Raw genomic sequence first — 18,313 nt, 5'->3', positions numbered from 1 at the left:
CGTCAATTCAGCCGCGGAACCAGTTCGGCGAGCGCAAAACTGCCCGTATCTTGACTGCTGGCAACGGGCGGGGTCAACAACGCATATACCCCGCTATAAGCCGCAGTTTCGCGATTCTAACAGCCTTGAAGAAAATTCAAACAAACGTTTGTATTGGACCCTTACCGACGTCTATATATAATGCGGCAGCTCGGCTTGGTCAGGGAAACGATCCAGCCCTCCACTATCTACATAACAATCAAGCCTTGAGTAGGAGATAGCCAATGGAACGCGAATACATGGAATTCGACGTAGTGATCGTCGGCGCCGGCCCCGCGGGCCTGTCCGCTGCCTGCCGGCTGAAGCAGAGAGCGGCCGATGCTGGTAAGGAAATCAGTGTCTGCGTCGTCGAGAAGGGTTCCGAGGTAGGCGCCCACATTCTATCCGGCGCGGTGTTCGAGCCTCGCGCACTCAACGAACTCTTTCCCAATTGGAAGGAGCTCGAAGCGCCATTGAACACCCCGGTCAAGCGCGACGACATCTACTTGCTCAAGAGCGCGGAAGCCGCTCGCAAGCTGCCCAATGCACTGGTTCCGAAAACCATGCATAACGAAGGCAATTACATCATCTCCCTAGGCAACCTATGCCGCTGGCTGGCACAGCAGGCCGAAAACCTCGGCGTCGAGATTTATCCCGGTTTCGCAGCTCAGGAAGCGCTCATCGATGAACAGGGCGTGGTTCGCGGCATCCTCACCGGCGACCTTGGCGTGGACCGCGAAGGCAATCCGAAGGAAGGCATGTACACGCCGGGCATGGAGCTGCGCGCCAAGTACACTCTGTTCGCCGAAGGCTGCCGTGGCCATATCGGCAAGCAACTGATCAACCGTTTTCAGCTCAATGCCAATGTCGACCCGCAGCACTACGGCATCGGTATCAAAGAGCTCTGGGACATCGACCCGGCCAAGCACGAGCAGGGCCTGGTGGTGCACACCGCAGGCTGGCCACTGAACGATGCCAACACCGGTGGCTCGTTCCTTTATCACCTCGAAAACAATCAGGTCGTGGTCGGGCTGATCGTCGACCTGTCCTATAGCAACCCGTTCCTCTCGCCGTTCGATGAGTTTCAGCGCTACAAGCATCACCCGGTGATCAAACAGTATCTCGAAGGCGGCAAGCGAGTTTCCTACGGTGCGCGCGCCATCGCCAAGGGCGGCATCAACTCGCTACCGAAGATGGTCTTCAATGGCGGCGCATTGATCGGTTGCGATGCCGGCACGCTCAACTTCGCCAAGATCAAGGGCAGCCATACCGCGATGAAGTCCGGCATGCTGGCCGCCGAAGCGGTGGCCGATGCCTTGTTCGCAGGCCGTGAAGGCGGTGACGAGCTGACCGGCTATGAAGAGGGCTTCAAGGCCAGCTGGCTTTACCAGGAACTCTATGCCAGCCGCAACTTCGGCGCAGCGATTCACAAGTGGGGTGCGGTCAAAGGCGGGGCGTTCAACTTCATCGATCAGAACATCTTCGGCGGCAAGATTCCGTTCACGCTGCACGACACCAAGCCGGACTACGCCTGCCTGAAGACTGCGGCTGAGTCGAAGAAGATCGATTATCCCAAGCCCGACGGCAAGCTCAGCTTCGACAAGCTCAGCTCGGTATTCCTTTCCAATACCAACCATGAAGAGGAGCAGCCCGTCCATCTCAAACTGACCGATCCGAGCATCCCGATCGAGAAGAATCTGCCCCTGTACGACGAGCCCGCCCAGCGCTACTGCCCGGCTGGCGTCTACGAGGTGGTGGACAATGACGACGGCAGCAAACGCTTCCAGATCAACGCGCAGAACTGCGTGCACTGCAAGACCTGTGACATCAAGGACCCGGCCCAGAACATCACCTGGGTCGCACCGGAAGGCACCGGCGGGCCTAACTACCCCAACATGTAACGACGTCCCTGAAACAACGAACCCCGCCTCTATGGCGGGGTTCGCGTTTTGGGGCTCGACATATTCGCAGTACGCACAGCCTGGATTAAGAGGCTGGACATCGACGATCTTCGCGAGCGACAGCCCATCAAACAAAAGCCCCGGCCGATGGCCAGGGCTTTGTCAGCAATGGGCCTGCCTACCGACAGGCTTGCATTTATGCAAGCGGCTATCAGAGCCCTGCCACGTCCTCGGCCTGCAGGCCCTTCTGGCCTTGGGTGACCGAGAATTCCACTTGCTGACCTTCGGTCAGAGAGCGGTGGCCTTCGCCACGAATAGCCTGGTAGTGAACAAACACATCCGCACCACTGCCACGCTGGATGAATCCATAACCCTTGGCATCATTGAACCACTTGACGGTTCCGGTTTCGCGCTCAGCCATTACTACTTCTCCAACTCGATTCTTATTATTCCCCGTTCGGGAAGGGACTCTCAGGCCTGCCCCGCTGAGGACACCTGCCAGCGGCAATATACCGGAGCAGGCATGACAAGCGCGTTGCAGGCCATCGACGGACGAGTATAGAACAGGAAAATTCTCGTCTTCGAGTTTTTACAGTCGTTCATAGCGATGACGCCTCACGCATGAACCGCCATCGCAAATCAACACCGAGCCCGCACTGATCAACCCGCTCTGCGCCGACGCCACAACCACCGCAGCAGCACGCCCACCGTCAACAGCAACGGCACCAAGGCGATATTGAAGAACTTCAACGTGCGGCCCAGCGCATCGATATCGGCGTTGAGCTGATAGCGAACCTCGCGCAGTTCCTTGCGAATACGCAGTTTCTCTTTTAAGTAACCCTGCAGAGCGGCTTGTTGCTCATTCGTAAGCTCTATCGCGCCTTCGGCGTTCGGGCCCTGCAATTCGGCGAGTTGCGCTTCGGTAGCGGCCAGCCGCTGCTGTAGCACCTCTTCCTTCTCCCGGAAGCGATTCTCGGCCTGTCGCTGCAATTCCTCGACCACCACGAACGGCCTGGCGAAGCGACCGCGTGAGCGCACACTGATCAGCGCATCGGTACCAGACAGGTTGTCCAATGCATTGACCACGAAGGTGCCGTTGTCGGCCCAGGGCTGCGGCATACGCTGCCCGAAGAAATCCTGCACCTGCACCCACATGCGATCGGCCAGCAGATCTGTGTCCGCGACGGCGATAACGTTGATGCTGGCACTTTCCTTCAATCCATCTTTACGGCCTTCGATGCCATCGGGATAGGCCGACTGCGCCGGCCCCTGAATACGCGCCGCAAGCGTGTAACGCTCACCCGTGGGCTCCAGATCACGCAGGAGTTCCTCGGGATTTTCCAGCGTCGCGAAGCGTCCTGCCTCGATCGGCATGGCATAACTGGAGCTCTGGATCAACGGGATAAAACGGGTCGTGGCGCCCTCCAGCGGTTCGAGGAAGCCGGCGGTCGCCATATTCAGGCTTTCCAGCGAGGCAGTGGTCACATCCTCGGTATCCATGGTGCGCTGCGGCAGGCTCAGCCAGCCCGGATGGCGGACCGGCCGGCGCTCGGCACCCACCCCGACCGACATCGCATAGGACGCATCGGCGACAACCTCGCCGGGCGCCATGCGCACGCCCCACGCCTTGAACAGCGGTTCCAGATCCGAGGTCTTGCCCTCGCCGAACTCGCCCGGCCCGATACCCATGCCCGGATCGGCTTCGCTATAGGGATCGAGGAACACCAGCAACTTGCCGCCGCGCATGACGAACTGGTCGATCGCATAGAGCGTCTGCTCCGGCAGCTCCTTGGGATGCACCAGCATCAGCACCGATACGCTGGCCGGGATCATGTCGACGTCGCGCTTGAGACGCTCGATATGGAACTGCTGACGAATGTCCTCCAGCACCATCCAGGGCGGTGTCGCCTGCTGGGTGCGCATATCGAAACCGCCCGTGATCGGCAGTCCGGAGAGCACCCCGACAACCGGCATCTGCGCCGACGCCAGGCTCTGCACCAGGCGACTGATTTCGTACTCGAGGACCTCCTCCTGATCCAGCGGGAAGAAGGGGATGCTCTGCGTTTGCCCATCGGCGTTGGTGCCGGCCAAACCGAAGTAGACCTTGTCGCCACCCTGATTCAGCGGTACGGCCTGCAGGCCTAGCTCAGCGGCGCGATCCTCCTCTTCGGAGAACGGTTCGGGGTCAATCACATGCAGCTTGAGCTTGCCATCAGCGGCGCGCTCATACGCCCGCAGCATTTCCTCGACGCGCCGGGCATAGTTGCGCAACGCTACGAGATCTTTGGTCGCCTCGTCCGAATAGAAGAAATTCAGTTCGATGGGCTTCTCAAGCCCCTCGAGAATGGTCTCGGTACCTTCGGATATGGTGTAGAGCTTCTGCTCGGTCAGGTCCAGCCGCGCGTCGGTGAACACCAGGCCGGAAAATACGTTGAATGCCAGGAAGGCCAATGCGATCAGCAGCAGCCCAGCACCCGAATACATCACTCGTTTCATGTGGGCTTCCTTACGCCGCTTTCTTCAGATCGACGACCACAGCGGTAGCCGCCAGCCAGGCGATGATCAGCGTGACGAAATACAGCAGGTCACGCAGGTCGATAACCCCCTTGCTAAGAGAATCGAAGCGGATCAGGAAGCTCAGCGAAGCCACCGCATCGACCAACCACTGCGGCGCCCAGGCGAAGGTATCGAGCACCATCGGCAAACCGCTGACGATGAACAGGAAGCACGCGCTCACCGCGAGGATGAAGGCGATCACCTGATTCTTCGCCAGCGCCGACATGCACGAACCGATCGCCAGAAACGCCCCAGCCAACAGCCAGCTACCGAAATAGCCGGCGGCGATCGCACCGTTGTCCGGTTCGCCGAGGTAATTGACGGTAATAACCATCGGGAACGTCAGCAGCAACGCGATTCCGGCGAAGACCCAGGCCGCGAGAAACTTGCCGGTGACCGCCTCGAAACGGGTGATCGGCAACGTCATCAACAGCTCGATGGAGCCGGATTTGCGCTCCTCGGCCCACAACCGCATAGCGATGGCCGGGATCAGGAACAGATAGAGCCAGGTATGGAAGCTGAAGAACGGAACGAGATCCGCCTGGCCGCGCTCGTAGAAACCACCCAGATAGAAGGTGAAGACCCCGGACAGCACCAGGAAGATCAGGATGAACACATAGGCGAGCGGTGTCGCGAAATAGCTGCCCAGCTCGCGCTTGAAGACCACTGGCAACTGACTCATAGCGCCTCCCCACGGGTCAATGTACGGAACACCTCGTCCAGTCGGCCGCGCTCCACGTTCAGCTCCTTCACCGCCCATCCCTGTTGGCTAACCAGTGCATTGATCTGCGGAAAGATCACCTGTCCCGGTTTGGCCAGTACCGTGATGCTGTGATCCGATTCGTTGTGCTCGACGCCCGCCACGCCGGACAGCGCGGCCAACGCGATGTCATCCAGCGGGCCGTCGCTGACCAGCGTAACCGCCTGGTGATATTTCGATCGGCTTTCCAACTCGAAAGGCGTGTCATCGGCAACCAATCGTCCACTGGCGATCACCACCGCACGGGTGCACACCGCGGCGACCTCCTCGAGAATATGGGTGGAAATGATCACGATCTTGTCGTACGCCAGTCCCTTTATCAGTTCGCGTACCTGATGCTTCTGGTTAGGGTCCAGGCCATCTGTGGGCTCGTCGAGGATCAGCACCCGGGGATCGTGAAGGATCGCCTGGGCCAACCCGACGCGCCGCTTGAAGCCCTTGGACAGGGTCTCGATCGACTGGTCCAGCACCGATTCCAGCTCCACCTGCCCCGCCGCGGTATCGACCCGTACGCGCTTGTCGGCGCCCCGGTAGCCGCGCACTTCGGCGATAAAATCAAGAAAGCCGCGTACGCTCATATCGCCGTAGCACGGTGCGCCCTCCGGCAGATAGCCGATCTGCCGCTGGGCCTGAAGCGTCTGGGTTTGAATATCACAACCGAAAATGCTCGCCGTGCCGGAAGTCGGCGCAAGAAAACCCGTCAGCATCTTCATGGTGGTGGACTTGCCAGCCCCGTTGGGACCCAGAAAGCCGAGCACTTCGCCTGGCTGGACGTTGAATGACAGGGCATCCACCGCCGTGTGTTGAGCAAATCTTTTTGTCAGGTTTTTCAGTTCGATCATCGTTCTCACCCATGACGGACCCACGGCCGAACTCGGCAAGACGGGGCCAATGCGGGCCGGACTATAAAAAGAGCGTGGCGGACATTGCAACCAGCAAGAAGGGTGTTGCTGGTACCTCACAGCGCAGCGCGTGGGTTCTACTATTCTCGAGCCAGCCCGTAGCTCGCGAGACACGCAACACCAACGGCCGACCGGGCAAGCTCGTGCGATGGCGTCTGACGGGATCGACAAGTAGCGAAACCCAAGCAAGATTCGCTTCGTCCCTGGGATCGGCTACTGTCCGCGCTTTAACCTCAACGTTGGATCGACAAACGAATGGAAGACGCCGCGCTCTTGGTGATCGATCAGCAGAAAGGCATCGATCATCCCAAGTTGGGCCAACGAAACAACCCACACGCAGAAGCGGTGATGCTCGCCCTGCTCGTCCACTGGCAGGAGCACGGGCGGCCAGTGATTCATATCAGGCATCGGTCTTCGGATCCGGACTCGGTGTTCTGGCCCCACCAGGACGGCTTCGAATTCAAGCCCGCGTTTCAGCCAGGCGAGAACGAAACAGTCATCGAAAAATCCACGCCTTGCGCATTCACCAGAACCGATCTCGAAGCGCTTCTGGCGCAATTGGGTGTTAGCTCGATCGTCATTACCGGCGTCGCAACAAACAATTCGGTCGAGGCAACGGCAAGAACGGCGGGCTGCAAAGGCATCGATGCCTACGTGGTCGAAGATGCCTGTTTCACCTTTGCCAAACGCGATTACCGGGGCCAGATGCGCAGTGCTGAAGCGGTGCATGACATGTCGCTGGCAAACCTGGACGGTGAATATGCGAAGGTCGTCAGCTCGGCGAAAATACTGTCGCACCGAGCCAATACCATCAAGGACGGCGCCCCGTAACAGCCCGAACGAGCTAGCGGATGTATGCCGGGTGATTGGCACGAAGCTCATCCGCGAGCAGGCGCAAGCATCCCCCGCCCTTTTGCCTACAAGCCGCTTACGGCACACTTGCGTGCTTCGAGGGTATTAACCCCTTTCACAGTCGAATCTGCCGTATGACCCGTTCCCCAATCCACCGTCTGATCTTCTCCCTCGTGCGCCGCGTGCTGTACTTCTGGGTGCGCTCCGAAACCATCAACCAGTCCGCCTTCACGCTCAAGCTGGACCGCAGCAAGCCGGTGTTCTACGTGCTGCAACGCGCATCGCTTAGCGATCTGGCGGTGCTCGATCACGAGTGCAGCAAGGCTGGGTTGCCGCGTCCGGTGGCCGAGGTGGCGGTGGGCGATCATATCGAGCCGGCAGCGTTCATCTTTCTCAGCCCAGCGGCCAGCTGGTTCGGTCGGCGGCCGCGGATTGCCGCGCCTGCGCCGCTGGTTCGGCTGGTCGGTGCGCTGGAACAGAACGCGGTGGACAACGCGCAGATCATCCCAGTGAGCGTGTTCTGGGGGCAAAATCCGGCACGCGAAACCAGTCCCTGGAAGCTGCTGTTCGCTGACAGCTGGGCCGTGACCGGACGTCTGCGCAAGCTGATGAGCATCGTCATCCTCGGCCGCAAGACCCGCGTGCAGTTCTCCGCGCCGATCCAACTCAACGAACTGGTGGCACAGAACAAGGGCCACGAGCGCACCCTGCGCATGGCCCACCGCATGCTGCGGGTGCATTTCCGTAATCAGAGGACGGCGGTGATCGGCCCAGATCTGTCGCACCGTCGCAATCTGGTCAAGGGGCTGGTGCACGCACCGCAAGTACGCCAGGCGATCAAAGACGAAGCCGAGCGCGAGAACATTCCTCTGGAGAAGGCCGAAGCCCGCGCCCTGCGTTACGGCAACGAGATCGCCTCGGATTACGCCTACACCGCCGTGCGCTTTCTCGAGGTGGTGCTGTCCTGGTTCTGGAACAAGATCTACGACGGCATTCGCATCAATCATCTGGAGCCGTTGCAAGATGCGGTTCACGGCTACGAAGTCATCTATGTACCCTGCCATCGCAGCCATATCGACTATCTGCTGCTGTCCTACCTGCTGTTTCGCAACGGTCTGACACCGCCGCACATCGCCGCCGGCATCAACCTCAACATGCCGGTGATCGGTGGCCTGCTGCGCCGCGGTGGCGCCTTCTTCATGCGTCGCTCGTTCAAGGGCAACCCGCTCTATACCTCGGTGTTCAACGAATACCTGCACACCCTGTTCAGCCGCGGCTTTCCGGTGGAGTACTTCGTCGAGGGCGGCCGCTCGCGGACCGGGCGGATGCTGCAGCCGAAAACCGGCATGCTCGCCATTACCCTGCGTAGCTATCTGCGCTCCTCGCGGCTGCCGATTCTCTTCGTGCCGGTGTACATCGGTTACGAGCGGGTACTCGAAGGGCGTACCTATCTGGGCGAATTACGCGGTGCAGCGAAGAAGAAGGAATCGATCTTCGACATCTTCAAGGTCATCGGCGCGCTGAAGCAGCGCTTCGGCCAGGTCTGGGTGAACTTCGGCGAGCCGCTGAAGCTCAACGAATTCCTCGACCGCGAGCAACCCGGTTGGCGCCAGCAGAACCTGGGACCAGGTTATCGCCCGGAATGGCTCAACGAGACCACCAACAAACTGTCCGAACGCATCGCCCAGCGCCTCAACGAAGCCGCCGCGGTCAATCCGGTCAACCTGGTGGCGCTGGCCATGCTGTCCACTAGCCGCCAGGCGCTGGACCGGCGCTCGCTGGGGCGCATTCTCGATCTGTACCAATGTCTTCTACGCGCGGTGCCCTACTCGCCCCACGTCACCCTGCCAGACGGCAACGGCGACACGCTGATCGACTATGTAAAAGACCTCGACCTGCTGGCCGAACAGAAGGACGCGCTGGGCAACATCCTCTATCTGGACGAGCAAAACGCCGTCCTGATGACCTATTACCGCAACAACGTGATGCATATCTTCGCCCTTCCGGCACTGCTGGCGAGCTTCTTCCAGAGCAGTTCGAGGATCAGCCGCGATCAGATCCTGCGCTTCACCGAGGCACTCTACCCCTACCTGCGCGCCGAGCTGTTCATGCGCTGGGAGCCGGAAGAACTGGAAGCGGTGATCGATCAGTGGCTGGCAGCCTTCGTCGAACAGGGCCTGCTCAAGCTCGACGGTGAGACTTACCTGCGACCGGCGCCCAGCTCGCGTCAGTTCGTGCTGTTGACGCTGCTGGCGCGGGTCATCGTGCAAACATTGCAGCGCTTCTACATGGCGATTTCGTTGTTGCTCAACAGCGGACAGAACACGCTCGACGCCGAGGAATTGGAAACGCTGTGCACGATCATGGCCCAGCGTCTGTCGATCCTGCATGGCCTGAACGCGCCGGAGTTCTTCGACAAAAGCCTGTTTCGGCATTTCATCAAAAGTTTGCAGGACCAGGATGTTCTGCGCCTGGACGAGGCCGGCAAGCTCGGCTACCACGACAAGCTCGGAGAACTGGCCGAGGGTGTCGCCAAGCGCGTGCTGCCGGCAGAGATTCGCCTTTCGATTCGCCAGGTGGCGCTGGAGCGGCACGATGAGGAACGGCTGACGAACTGATTTCTGTCGCGGACGCTCAAGCACGGGCGTCCCGCAGCGAGGCCATCAGTGAAAATCACGCTAACGACGCTAAGGCTTAATGCCGAAACGTTCGTTCGCCGACAAGCACGACGCCCATACTCAGCAGGCAGTCCAATAAAAATGCTTCGGACGCCTACCGAAAGGGGCCTGTATGACACGCACCGGCGTTATCGCATTGTCTCTGGTCATTGGACTGGCGGGCTGCGCCACCCCCAGCCTGACCAACCTCACGCCCTCCTCCGTTGCTCGCTCACCAGTGCCGCTCTACCCGTTGCGAGCACAGGTTGACGGTCGTGGCAACCGCATCGCGCACGTTAACGCGGTCATCCATGGCACCCCTTGGGCCATGATGCCGTTGCCAAGTGGTCAACACGCGGTGGGCTATTTCGCCGACACCTGCGAAACCAACATCCCATATCACTTCAGTGTTGGTTATCAGCGCCGCAACTGGCTCGGCTCCGGCTACTCGAGCACCGTCCATGAGAAGCGCTTCCCGGAAGCCTCCGGTTACGTCATGAATGTGACCGGCGAACCGGTGCCGGACGATTGTTCGGCACCCGTTGGCCTGACCTTAAGCGTGAACAGTACGGCTGATGAGGTGGATACGGAACCGGGGGACGGCATTTGCCGATCCGTTTCCAATCGCTGCACGCTCAGAGCGGCGGTGATGGAAAGCAACGCGCACCAGGGCCACGATCTGATAGAGGTGCCATCGGGGCACTACGTGCTGTCGTTAACCGGTAGCGAGACCGCGGACATACCGAACGATGCGATCGGCGACCTGGACATCACTGATGGATTGACGCTGACGGGACTTGGACGTGCGGCGAGGAACGCCGATCTCCAGGTCATCGTCGACGCAGGGGCCATCGACCGGATCTTCGATATCTATGCCAGCTCGCCGCGGGCGGTGACACTCAGCTATCTGCGACTGGAAAACGGCCGGCCCATGGGCAGCGGCGGCGGCGCGATCTGGAATCGCGGCAACCTGCGTATGGACCGGATGCTGTTGCGCGGCAACACCATCGATCATGAGCTGGAAACCTCCTGCGCGGCCTTTCCAAGCCGACGCCTGTGCAACCGTGGCGCGGGCCTGTTCAACGAGGGCCAGGCGCTGGTTGCGCGCTCGACCATCGAACAGAACTCGACCGGACGCGAGTCCGGGCACGCTGGCGGCATTTCCAACATGGGCCCGACGGCGCAGCTGTATGTGCGCGACAGTCTTATCACCGGAAATGACGCGCGCTTCTGGGGCGGGCTGCTGAACTATCAGGGCACCGTCGACATCCTGAATAGCACTTTCATCGACAATCGCAGCACCACCGGTGGTGTCCGAGCCGCAGAGATCGGCAATGTCGACGGCAAGATATCGGTCCGCAACGCGACGTTCAGCAATCACTCGCAGTTGTTCAGTCATACCGGTACCGGCGAGTTCCGCCTGGCCAACAGCCTGGTCGAAATACGCGCCTTCAACGATATGCCGTTCTGCAGTGGCACGCTGATCAGCGGCAGCTTCAATGCCATCGGTGGCTCCGGAGGCGGACTTTACGATTTCCTCGGTGGCTGCGGCTTCACCCCCACTACCGCAGACGAAGCCGGGGTACGCCTGTACCTCGGCGCACTGCAGGACAACGGAGGCCCGACTCGCACCGTCGCGCTGCGTGAACCGCTCGAAGACAGCCCCTACTTCGACCCCATCGACATGGGCGGCGTGCTTTGCCCTGACACCGATCAGCGCGGCAGCCCGCGTGATGATCGACAGTGCGATCCGGGTGCGTTCGAGTTCTGACCGGCATGGGGCGGCTTGTCATGATTTAGATCGTCGTCGGTCATGTGCAGGCTGCGGCGCGAACTGGCGAGATGAGTTTTCATCGGGCCCATAGCGGCACTCAGCTGCCAAGCACGTTCAGTTTGGTGCGTATGAACTCTGAATGCGGCACATACAGCAGCTCGGCGATACGGCGAATCAGGTGGTCTTCATACTTGTGAATGTCGCCATCGGCGGCAGCGACGCGCCACAGTGCCTCGATCAGCGCGACTCTATCCTCCATCGAATACTGCGCATTGATCAGCGTTGTGAATTCGTACAGCGATGTCGATCGCTTGGCCGATTCCTGCGCGGCGGCGACCAGGGATGCGAGCTCGGCATCTTCCAGCCCCGAGCCCTGGCGAATGGCTTCGATGATAGCTTTCTGTTCTTCGGCCTCGCTTTCATAGTCCGCACGGCCGACCTCGATCAGCAGCGCCGCCGCAGCCACTTCGACGCCGGGCGGCGTACGGTCATCGTCCTCGCTGCGATCGAACAGCGCCTTGAGTGTTTTCAGCATGGTCATCCTCTCTGCACAGGTTGGTGTTCGACTGCGCGGCCTCGGCGAGTTTCGCGGATCCCGCGGCACGTTTCAGGTCACCACTGAAGAAGTTGTAGATCAGCAGGACCGTGATGATGCCACCATGACTGCGATCGAACACGCGTCGAGCATCGCCTCGACGCAGCCACGGTCAACGCCGGTCGACGATTTCGCAGGCTTGCGTCAACGATACGGTCGGTACAAGCTGCGGCCATCGTTTGGCACGCCGCGTCTGGCGCTTTAAGCTCTGCGGCCTGCCCGTTGCATCACTCAGAGGATTCCCCATGTTGCGCACCACTACCCTCATCGCCGGTCTGATGCTGTCCGCTGGCGCTTACGCCCTTTCGCTATCCGACCTCAGCCAAGGCGACGCCAACGCCGGCCTCAAGGATGCCCTCAGCCAGGGCGCGAAGGTGGCGGTGCAGCAGCTCGGGCGACCGGGCGGCTTCAGCAACGATCCGGATGTGCGCATCGAGCTGCCGGGGAATATCGGCAAGGCCTCTCGCATGCTGAAGATGATGGGCATGGGTGCCCAGGTCGAAGAGCTGGAAAACGGCATGAACAAGGCCGCCGAAGCTGCCGTACCACAGGCACAGGCGTTGCTGCTTGATGCGGTGAAGAAGATGACCGTGGCCGACGCCAAGGCGATCCTGGCTGGTGGCAATGACTCGGCAACTCAGTATCTGAACAAGACCAGTCGCGAGGAGATCCGCGCCAAGTTCCTGCCCATCATCAAGCAGGCCACTGACAAGGTCGGCGTCGCCCAGCAATACAATGCACTGGCCAGCAAGGCGTCCGGCCTCGGAGCGGTCGATGCCAAGTACGGCACGGTCGAAGGCTACGTGGCCGAACAGGCCCTCGATGGACTGTTCACCGTCATTGCCGAACAGGAAGCGAACATCCGTCAGAACCCTGCACAGGCGGCTACCAGCGTGGCGAAGAAGGTCTTCGGCGTGCTGATGGGCAATTGATCGCTGGAGCAGGTCGGGGCTGAACACCGATGTATCACGGAGAAAAATTCAACGCCTGGACGCATCTGGCCGGCGGCGTGCTGGCTCTGATCGGCACCGTCTGGTTGTTGGTATTGGCTGCCATGGATGGCGACCTGGCCAAGATCGTCAGCGTGGCCATTTACGGATTCACCCTGGTGCTGCTGTACAGCACCTCGACGATCTATCACAGCGTCCGGGGCCGCGCCAAAGCGGTCATGCAGAAGCTCGATCACCTGTCGATCTACCTGCTGATCGCGGGCAGTTACACACCCTTCTGCCTGGTTACGCTACGTGGCGCCTGGGGCTGGTGGCTGTTCGGCATCGTCTGGTCGCTGGCGGTGATCGGCATGCTGCAGGAAATCAAACCGCGTTCGGAGGCGCGGGTATTGTCCATTGTCATCTACGCAGTCATGGGCTGGATCGTGCTGGTGGCAGTCAAGCCGTTGCTTGCCGCACTGGGCACCGCCGGCTTCAGTTGGCTGGTGGCTGGTGGCGTGTCGTACACCGCTGGCATCGTATTCTTCGCTTACGATGAGCGTTTCCGCCACTGGCACGGCATCTGGCACCTGTTCGTCATGGTCGGCAGCCTGCTGCATTTCGTGGCGATCTTGCGCTACGTGGTCTGACGCCCGGTCGGCCAACCGAAACCCCGTCCAGTCGTTCAGAGTTCGTGCATGCGATTGACCTGCTGCGCCAGGCGCATGGTTTCGTGCTCTTCCAACTGCAGCATTTCCTCCAGCAGCTCGCGTGCCCGGTCAAGGCCGGGGCGGGTTTCCAGCGAACGGTACAGATCGATGATCTGATTGTGGATAGCGAAGATCTCCCGCGAGATCTCGTCGACACTCATCTGTCCGTAGGCCTCGCCGTCAAGATCAAGCGCCAGCCTGTCGCCCTCGACGGCATCGTGCAGTCGAGTGTGTAACGCACGCGGGTCGGCATGCTCCTTGATCCGGGCGATGGTGCTGGTCAGGCCCTGCTCATGTTGCGCCAGATAGACCAGCAGCATCTTGGCCAACGAGTCGCTGCGTTCATTCGCCCCGTCGCTCATGCAGGTGGACAGCCGCGCATGGGCCTGGCTGGTCCAGTCGATAAGGTCTTCGCATCGTTCGATGTTCATGATTCCTCCCTGCGCCGCGGTAAGGTTGCCCGGCATCATCTCCGGACAGGTTGTCGAGCAGGACGGCAGCACAACGATGCAATCATGCTCGGCAGTAATTGAACAGTGCTGAGCGTCGGCGGAGGAAAATAACTCGGCGCCGAGCGCGATCAGGCACGACGGCGGAACCGCCTTTGCGCGCTATCTTCGAACAAACGCCATGTGAAGATTACTTGACCTTGCCATAAGGGAAAGCTTGAGGATTCAGCCAAAGCCGGATGGGCCGGCCGCTGGGGAGGACTTTCCGTGAGTTCCATCGATATTCAGGTACAGGGCATGACGTGCGGCGCTTGTGTTCGCCACGTCACTCAGGCGTTGAATCCCATTTCCGGTGTCGACGCGATCAACGTCGACCTCGAGAGCGGCCTGGTTCGCGTCGAAGGCGACCCGGACAGCACCGCGCTGCTTGCCGCACTGAATGACGCCGGCTACCCGGCGCAACTTTCCAGCCAGGCAAGCCCCGCCGCAGCACCCACCAAGGGTTGCGGCAGCGGCTGCGGTTGTCGCTGATTTCCATTAACTGGAGTGCTTTCATGGCTATCACCCAATCCAAACTTGCTGTCATCGCCGCCCTGTTCATGGTCGGTAGCGCCCAGGCCGCCCAGGTCATTGACGTTCACCGCGACGCCAACTGCGGCTGCTGCAAAGACTGGGTCAAATATCTGCAGGCCAACGGCTTCGAGGTTCGCGATCATGTCGAGACCAACATGAGCGCGGTCAAGCAGAAGCTGGGCGTGGTGCCCCGGCTGGGTTCCTGCCACACCGGCGTGATCGACGGGAAGTTCGTCGAAGGTCACGTGCCGGTGGCACAGATTCACGAGCTGCAACGTCGCCAGGATCTGCGCGGCGTAGCGGCGCCGGGCATGCCGGCCGGCTCGCCCGGTATGGATTACGGCCAACCCGCCCAGGCCTACCAGGTTATTGGCTTGACCACAGACGGCAAGGACGTGGTGATGGCGGACTATCCGGCAGATTGAAGCAGGCCGACCGCAGAAACCTGACAGCCTGCCAACGCCTGCCGTCGGCAGCGCGTTCGACTACGTCTGATGGAATGGAAAACCATGCGCTGCACCTCTTCACGCCGCACCTTCGTCAAAGGCCTGGCCGCCAGCGGCATCGCCGCCGGGCTGGGCATCTGGCGCCAGCCGGTGTGGGCCGTTGCACGCCCCGATCAGCTGAGTGATCAGGGTGTGCTGGCTGGCACCGAGTTCGACCTGACCATCGATTCGATGACGGTCGACTTCACCGGCAAACGCCGCACCGCCATGGCCATCAACGGCAGCATCCCCGGCCCGCTGCTGCGCTGGCGCGAAGGCGACACCGTGACGCTGCGGGTGCGCAATCGGCTGCCACAGGACACCTCGATCCACTGGCACGGCATTCTGCTGCCGGCCAACATGGACGGCGTGCCCGGCTTCAGCTTTGCCGGCATCGCCCCGGACGGCCTGTACGAATACCGCTTCAAAGTGAAGCAGAGCGGCACCTACTGGTATCACAGCCACTCGGCCTTCCAGGAACAGCTCGGCGTCTATGGCCCGTTGATCATCGATCCAAAGGAGCCCGAGCCGTTCACCTACGATCGCGACTATGTGGTGATGCTCAGCGACTGGAGCGACGAAAGCCCGGCCCGGGTGCTGGCCAAACTGAAAAAACAGGCCGATTACTACAATCGCGGGCGGCGCACGCTGGGTGATTTCATCAATGACGTGGCCGAACAGGGCTGGAGCGAAACCCTGAGCAACCGCTGGGCCTGGGCGAAGATGAACATGTCGCCGACCGATCTCGCCGATGTCAGCGGCGAAACCTACACCTACTTGCTCAACGGCCAAGCGCCGGACGGCAACTGGACCGGTCTGTTCGAAACCGGCGAGCGCATTCGCCTACGGCTGATCAACGGCTCGGCGATGACCTACTTCGACTTCCGTATTCCGGGGCTCAAGCTTACCGTGGTCGCGGTGGACGGTCAGAACGTCGCGCCGGTGGAAGTCGAAGAACTGCGCCTGGCCGTGGCCGAAACGGTCGACATCATCGTCGCCCCGGTTGGCCACCAGGACGCCTATACCCTGTTCGCCCAATCCATGGACCGCAGCGGTTATGCCCGCGGGACTCTAGCCACGCGCCAAGGGCTGAGCGCCCCGGTACCGCAACCCGATCCCCGCCCCGAACTGAGCATGAGCGACATGGGCCATGGCGATCACGGCTCGCATGGCGCTGGCGGCTCACAGCAGCCGATGTCCCCTGGCGCCACCAGGCACGACGCGATGAATCATGGCGAAATAGAACACGGGCAGATGGATCAGGAACAAATGAATCATGCGGGAATGACCGGCATGGGTCCTTCAGCGATGGGCCATGGCAGCGCCCACCCCATGAGCGGCAGCCAGATGCAGACCCACCCGGCCAGCGAAACCGACAATCCCCTCGTGGATATGCAGACCATGATGCCCGTTGCCAAGCTGGACGATCCCGGCATCGGACTGCGCGACAGCGGTCGCCGTGTATTGACCTATGCCGACCTGCGCAGCGTCTTCCCCGACCCGGATGGCCGCGAGCCGACACGCACCATCGAGCTGCACCTGACCGGCCACATGGAGCGTTTCGCCTGGTCATTCGATGGCGTCCCCTTCGCCAATGCCGAACCGGTTCGCCTGACGTACGGCGAGCGGGTGCGCTTCGTGTTGGTCAACGACACCATGATGCACCACCCCATCCATTTGCACGGGATGTGGAGCGACCTGGAAGACGAGCACGGCAACTTCAAGCTTCGCAAACACACCATCGACATGCCACCCGGTTCCAGGCGCAGCTACCGCGTCACCGCCGATGCTCTCGGTCGCTGGGCCTATCACTGCCACATGCTGATGCACATGGACCTCGGAATGTTCCGTGAAGTCCGCGTAGAAGAATGAAGGAGAACCCCATGATCAGGCTCAAACAAAACACCCTGCTCGCCTTCGGCCTGTTCGCCGCCCTGCAACTGGGCGTCGCCCATGCACAGCGCGAACACGAAGGGCATCACTCCGAGAATGCACCGCAAGCAACCCAACCCAGGTCGCAGCAAGGCGGCATGAGTCAGGGCATTGATCACGACAAGATGATGCAGATGCATGACGAGCACATGGGCGACGGTCACATGGACCACGGCAACATGGACAATGGCCAGATGAACCAGAACATGCCCAGGGGAGCCGAACAGGGCCAGCAGCATGACCACTGACAGGCCGCGCACCACCATCATCCAGGCGAGGCAAAAGGCCTTCCGGTCGCCTGTTCGGCTGTCGCTTGCCATCGCCCTTGGGCTGGTCGCTGGAGCGAGCCAGGCCCAGGAGACCATGGGCCATGCCGGTCACGGAGCGCCGATGGACCACAGCCAGATGAATCACGAAGCTATGGATCATGGCGGCATGCACCACGGCTCCACATCACAGGACGCCGGCGCGCATCCGCCGACAACCGGAATTCCGCCAGGACAGGAAACCCGTTCGCCGGTACCGACGATTAGCGATACGGACCGCGCTGAGGCATTCCCCAACTTGCCGCCACACCAGATGCACCAAGGTGGGTCGAATTTTTTTGTCCTCGCCGATCAGGTGGAATGGCAGGATGCCGGCGACGGCAGCGCGCTGGCCTGGGACCTGTCCGGCTGGCTCGGCGGCGACATCGACCGCATAGCCTGGCGCTCCGAAGGCGAACGCACCAACGGCCACACCGACGAAGCTGAACAGCAGCTGCTCTGGAGTCATGCCATCAGCCCTTGGTGGGAGACTGTCGCCGGCATTCGCCAGGACTTCGAGCCCGGCTCGGCGCAAACCTGGGCGGCTCTCGGCATACAGGGAATGCCGCTGTATGGGTTGGAGACCGAAGTCACCGCTTTCATCGGCGAAGGCGGCCAGAGCGCGCTGCGCCTGGAGGCCGAATACGACATGCTGCTGACTCAGCGCTGGGTGCTGCAGCCCACTGTCGAAATCAATCTGCATGGGCGCAATGACGAATCTCGCGGCGTCGGTTCGGGCCTCAGCGAAGCCAGCGCTGGATTGCGCCTGCGCTACGAGATCAGCCGGCAATTCGCACCATATGTGGGTGTAAGCTGGAACCGTGCTTATGGCAACAGCGCTGACCTGCAGCGTGCCGAAGGTGAAGATGCAAATGAAGCCCGCCTGGTGGCGGGTATCCGATTCTGGTTCTGAGA

Annotated in this window: 17 protein-coding genes; 11 read left to right on the top strand and 6 right to left on the bottom strand. The window is 61.0% G+C overall.

Annotated features, from left to right (window positions below):
- Window positions 1-263: 263 nt before the first annotated feature.
- The gene (locus tag MCB86_RS19040; RefSeq protein ID WP_045162756.1) at window positions 264-1,919 is read left to right on the top strand and encodes an electron transfer flavoprotein-ubiquinone oxidoreductase; all 1,656 of its coding nucleotides are present in this window, start codon (window positions 264-266) and stop codon (window positions 1,917-1,919) included.
- A gap of 211 nt (window positions 1,920-2,130) precedes the next feature.
- Here the strand turns inward: MCB86_RS19040 and MCB86_RS19035 are convergent, their stop codons facing one another.
- The 4 genes from MCB86_RS19035 to MCB86_RS19020 form a co-directional block, all read right to left on the bottom strand.
- Complete coding sequence (locus MCB86_RS19035) at window positions 2,131-2,340, bottom strand: cold-shock protein (RefSeq protein WP_045162757.1); 210 nt, start codon at window positions 2,338-2,340, stop codon at window positions 2,131-2,133.
- Between the two features lie 239 nt (window positions 2,341-2,579).
- Window positions 2,580-4,415 (bottom strand): Gldg family protein, encoded by a 1,836-nt coding sequence (locus MCB86_RS19030; RefSeq protein ID WP_239611876.1) that lies wholly within the window; start codon window positions 4,413-4,415, stop codon window positions 2,580-2,582.
- A 10-nt stretch (window positions 4,416-4,425) separates the two neighbouring features.
- On the bottom strand, window positions 4,426-5,157 hold the full coding sequence (locus MCB86_RS19025) for an ABC transporter permease subunit (RefSeq protein ID WP_239611875.1): 732 nt from the start codon (window positions 5,155-5,157) through the stop codon (window positions 4,426-4,428).
- Window positions 5,154-6,077: an ABC transporter ATP-binding protein gene (locus MCB86_RS19020; protein ID WP_045162760.1), complete on the bottom strand. Its 924-nt coding sequence runs from the start codon at window positions 6,075-6,077 to the stop codon at window positions 5,154-5,156. The genes MCB86_RS19025 and MCB86_RS19020 overlap by 4 nt, the downstream gene beginning before the upstream one ends.
- Window positions 6,078-6,392: 315 nt before the next feature.
- Between MCB86_RS19020 and MCB86_RS19015 the strand changes: the two genes are divergently transcribed.
- From MCB86_RS19015 to MCB86_RS19005, 3 genes are all read left to right on the top strand, one after another.
- Window positions 6,393-6,968, top strand: a complete 576-nt coding sequence (locus MCB86_RS19015; RefSeq protein ID WP_239611874.1) for a cysteine hydrolase family protein — start codon at window positions 6,393-6,395, stop codon at window positions 6,966-6,968.
- 155 nt (window positions 6,969-7,123) lie between these two features.
- A complete protein-coding gene (gene plsB / locus MCB86_RS19010) occupies window positions 7,124-9,607 on the top strand; it encodes a glycerol-3-phosphate 1-O-acyltransferase PlsB (protein ID WP_239611873.1) in 2,484 nt (827 codons plus the stop codon).
- Window positions 9,608-9,779: 172 nt separating this feature from the next.
- Window positions 9,780-11,417 (top strand): choice-of-anchor Q domain-containing protein, encoded by a 1,638-nt coding sequence (locus tag MCB86_RS19005; protein WP_239611872.1) that lies wholly within the window; start codon window positions 9,780-9,782, stop codon window positions 11,415-11,417.
- 100 nt (window positions 11,418-11,517) lie between these two features.
- Here MCB86_RS19005 and MCB86_RS19000 read toward each other — a convergent pair whose 3' ends face one another.
- Entirely contained in the window at window positions 11,518-11,961 is a 444-nt protein-coding gene (locus tag MCB86_RS19000; RefSeq protein ID WP_080890623.1) for a TerB family tellurite resistance protein, read from the bottom strand.
- Window positions 11,962-12,260: 299 nt separating this feature from the next.
- Here MCB86_RS19000 and MCB86_RS18995 point away from each other — a divergent pair, with 299 nt between their 5' ends.
- Together MCB86_RS18995 and MCB86_RS18990 are read left to right on the top strand one after the other, a co-directional pair.
- Window positions 12,261-12,947 (top strand): DUF4197 domain-containing protein, encoded by a 687-nt coding sequence (locus MCB86_RS18995; protein ID WP_045162766.1) that lies wholly within the window; start codon window positions 12,261-12,263, stop codon window positions 12,945-12,947.
- Between the two features lie 29 nt (window positions 12,948-12,976).
- Window positions 12,977-13,594, top strand: coding sequence for a hemolysin III family protein (locus MCB86_RS18990; RefSeq protein WP_045162767.1), 618 nt, complete (start codon window positions 12,977-12,979; stop codon window positions 13,592-13,594).
- A 35-nt stretch (window positions 13,595-13,629) separates the two neighbouring features.
- Here the strand turns inward: MCB86_RS18990 and MCB86_RS18985 are convergent, their stop codons facing one another.
- Window positions 13,630-14,085: a hypothetical protein gene (locus MCB86_RS18985; protein WP_045162768.1), complete on the bottom strand. Its 456-nt coding sequence runs from the start codon at window positions 14,083-14,085 to the stop codon at window positions 13,630-13,632.
- 285 nt (window positions 14,086-14,370) lie between these two features.
- Between MCB86_RS18985 and MCB86_RS18980 the strand changes: the two genes are divergently transcribed.
- The 5 genes from MCB86_RS18980 to MCB86_RS18960 all read left to right on the top strand — a co-directional run bounded on the left by MCB86_RS18980 (window position 14,371) and on the right by MCB86_RS18960 (window position 18,311).
- Window positions 14,371-14,634: a heavy metal-associated domain-containing protein gene (locus MCB86_RS18980; RefSeq protein ID WP_045162769.1), complete on the top strand. Its 264-nt coding sequence runs from the start codon at window positions 14,371-14,373 to the stop codon at window positions 14,632-14,634.
- 23 nt (window positions 14,635-14,657) lie between these two features.
- On the top strand, window positions 14,658-15,101 hold the full coding sequence (locus MCB86_RS18975) for a DUF411 domain-containing protein (protein WP_045162770.1): 444 nt from the start codon (window positions 14,658-14,660) through the stop codon (window positions 15,099-15,101).
- 84 nt (window positions 15,102-15,185) lie between these two features.
- On the top strand, window positions 15,186-17,033 hold the full coding sequence (locus MCB86_RS18970) for a copper resistance system multicopper oxidase (RefSeq protein ID WP_239611934.1): 1,848 nt from the start codon (window positions 15,186-15,188) through the stop codon (window positions 17,031-17,033).
- Window positions 17,034-17,044: 11 nt separating this feature from the next.
- Entirely contained in the window at window positions 17,045-17,341 is a 297-nt protein-coding gene (locus MCB86_RS18965; protein WP_239611871.1) for a hypothetical protein, read from the top strand.
- A gap of 115 nt (window positions 17,342-17,456) precedes the next feature.
- Window positions 17,457-18,311, top strand: coding sequence for a copper resistance protein B (locus tag MCB86_RS18960; protein ID WP_239611933.1), 855 nt, complete (start codon window positions 17,457-17,459; stop codon window positions 18,309-18,311).
- Window positions 18,312-18,313 lie beyond the last annotated feature (2 nt).

This window comes from Pseudomonas sp. KSR10, from assembly GCF_022355455.1.
Lineage (GTDB): Bacteria > Pseudomonadota > Gammaproteobacteria > Pseudomonadales > Pseudomonadaceae > Stutzerimonas > Stutzerimonas stutzeri_E.
The sequence above is the reverse complement of the archived record's forward strand: the minus strand, read 5'-3'. Positions and strand labels throughout refer to the sequence as shown.